Origin of the sequence: Legionella santicrucis (assembly GCF_001468135.1) — a bacterium.
Taxonomy (GTDB): domain Bacteria; phylum Pseudomonadota; class Gammaproteobacteria; order Legionellales; family Legionellaceae; genus Legionella; species Legionella santicrucis.
On record NZ_LNYU01000059.1, the window covers coordinates 1 to 2,629 of the forward strand.

Below are 2,629 nucleotides of genomic sequence, written 5' to 3' on the forward strand. Positions count from 1 at the left end.
ATTGATAAATTATGTATTTCTTTTCACAAGGTCCGCACTTTATACACTTTGAAATAGATGAAATAGTGATCCTTCCCGATCATTTCCACGTATTGCTGACTTTACCGAAGGATGATGGAGATTATTCTTTGCGATTGCGATTAATCAAAAGGATATTTCTCACAACAAATAGCACCCAAAGAATATGTTAATCCTGTTAGGGAGAAAAAAAGTGAAAGAGGTATATGGCAGCGCAGATTTTGGGAGCATCTTATCCGTGATGCAAAAGATTACCAGCATCATTCCAATTATATTCATCATAACCCTGTAAAGCACAGCTATGTGAAGAACGCCTCAGATTGGCTCTACTCAAGCATTCATCGTTCGATAAGAACAGGAATTTTGCCTGAAAATTAGGCTTATGGGGATGATTTTAATGAGGAGTCTTTGGAGAGTAAGTTATTGTTGGGTCTCGACCCAACCTAATTGTTGTATGATCGTTTCAAGTAATTTTATTGAGCTAGCGGGATCTGCGCTGGCACTTGTTTCTATTCGACAATATTTTTAAATTTATTTTTTAATCATTTAGTGTTTTATTCTTAATAAGTTATGTTAAGAATACTCCATTTATGCCCAAAAAAGAATTATGGTAGAAAAGTTGGGTCTTGTCCCAACCTTGCTATTAATTTGGAATATTTCTATAGGACATCTCTTCTCGGTGTGCTTCAACATTAGACGATTGCACTGATTTTTCCGGAGAGAAAAAAAATTGCTTTGAATTATATTGGTATCCTTCTTCCTGCGTTGGCGAAATATATTTTTTCTTGTATGCTTTTATTCTTTCATCCAAGGATAGTTCTTCTTTCGGCTTATTCTGTTGTTCTTCAAGTTTTTGTGGTTCTTTTGTTTGCTTTGGTTCTTCCTGCGTTGGCGAAATATATTTTTTCTTGTATGCTTTTATTCTTTCATCCAAGGATAGTTCTTCTTTCGGCTTATTCTGTTGTTCTTCAAGTTTTTGTGGTTCTTTTGTTTGCTCTGGTTCTTCTTGCGTTGGCGAAATATATTGTTTCTTGTATGCTTTTATTCTTTCTTCCAAGGATAGTTCTTCTTTCGGCTTATTCTGTTGTTCTTTTGTTTGTTTGACTTGATCTGAGTTTTTTGTAGAAAGTTGTTGTTGGTATCCTGCATCCTGTGATTTTTTTTGCAAACATAAATCCAAATTTTTTAATAATTTTGATGCTTCTTCTTTATTCTCTTTTAAAATTTTTGGATGAGGTCTATTTATAAAATGCGACATGTGCCCATATTGTTCTTCAGTTGCTAAAGCTATACTATTAGCCTGTTGCCGTAGCGTTAACTTATAAAACTTCTCAAGACCAGACGATGCTTTCCAACCCCAAGCGTTTACTGGATTAATAACTTTCTGTATTGGATCAAGATAAAATACTTGTTTAGATGTATCATTTTTTATGACAATCAATGCATCACTTCCTTTCAACTGTGCTTGATATTTTTTGAGCAAAATTTGATAATTTATATCGGATTTATTCTCAACAACAATGATGTTTAAATCGCCATGGTAATTCCCTTCAACCGAAACATTTGTATCTACCCCAAACCAATGAAAAAATAGGTTGTTTCTATTCAATAGATTTAAAGGGAGTACGCGCCACCTCTCGAACATCTCTTTTTCAAAACGATTGGGGCCTACTCCTGGGAGCCGGCTTTTTGTCTCTTGTAATGATAGTCCTTCTGATATTAGTTCTTTTGATAATAGATCTATTTCTGTACAACCCCATTCGTAATTAGAACATTGCCACCCTTTGATAATAAAAATTGGGATAAGAGAGTTTTTTACTTTCTTAACTTGGGTATTAAGTTCATCCACTTTAACTTGAACCTCTTCCCAATGATATTTTATGGAGTCGCTAGATGTGAATAAAATAGCATCTGCTTGGCTAATATCCGTGACCACTTGAATATCATCGGAGGCAAAGCCATTCTCAAAAGCAAATTTCTGTAGGTACTGTGCTATATCTCTCATAACAGTTCCTTCAAGGTATATTTTTACCGGCTTTTTTGACTCTATGATGGTGTTTGGCATTTTTTTCCTCAATAACTGTAAAAAGAAGTTTGAGAAAAAAAGTAAGAGAAGGGTGGTTCGCTCGTCTTTGAATATCAAATTCAATGGACTTCTTTACATTAGTTTTTACTACTAATGTGTTCGGCTCATTAAATTTTTTCTCATCGACAAACCCGTTTATTGATTAAAACTAGGAAAATTCCAGTCCTCCCTTAATCCTTTTGGAGAAGATATGTCAGAGTAGTGTCTTTGAATTAATGATCACTATCTGGGTATTAATTGTACACTTTGAGCTTTTGTTTGTCAAGAAATATAGAAGCGACAAATAACTTGTCCGGAATTTTAGCATATAAGTTGCGTTTTTTTTAATACATTCACTCAATTAAAAACAGAAAATGTTGGGTCGCGACCCAACATTTGATTCCAACACCTAAACACATTTCTCCAAAGTTTCTTAATTAAAATATTTATCACATTGTAAAATCACAAAAGAAAGGTATAACATTCCTCAAAATGGAATGTAAACCAAGTTCAATATAATGCGCTATCGAAGAGTAATAATTCCTG

The 2,629-nt window shown here is 33.9% G+C and carries 2 protein-coding genes; one reads left to right on the forward strand and one right to left on the reverse strand.

Going from position 1 to position 2,629, the window contains the following annotated elements; all coding sequences use genetic code 11:
• Nucleotides 1-168: 168 nt before the first annotated feature.
• Nucleotides 169-396: a transposase gene (locus Lsan_RS23560; RefSeq protein ID WP_420324297.1), complete on the forward strand. Its 228-nt coding sequence runs from the start codon at nucleotides 169-171 to the stop codon at nucleotides 394-396.
• 265 nt (nucleotides 397-661) lie between these two features.
• Here the strand turns inward: Lsan_RS23560 and Lsan_RS12400 are convergent, their stop codons facing one another.
• Nucleotides 662-2,095 carry a hypothetical protein gene (locus Lsan_RS12400; RefSeq protein WP_157068308.1) on the reverse strand — a complete coding sequence of 478 codons (1,434 nt, stop codon included), beginning with the start codon at nucleotides 2,093-2,095 and terminating at the stop codon, nucleotides 662-664.
• Nucleotides 2,096-2,629: the final 534 nt, after the last annotated feature.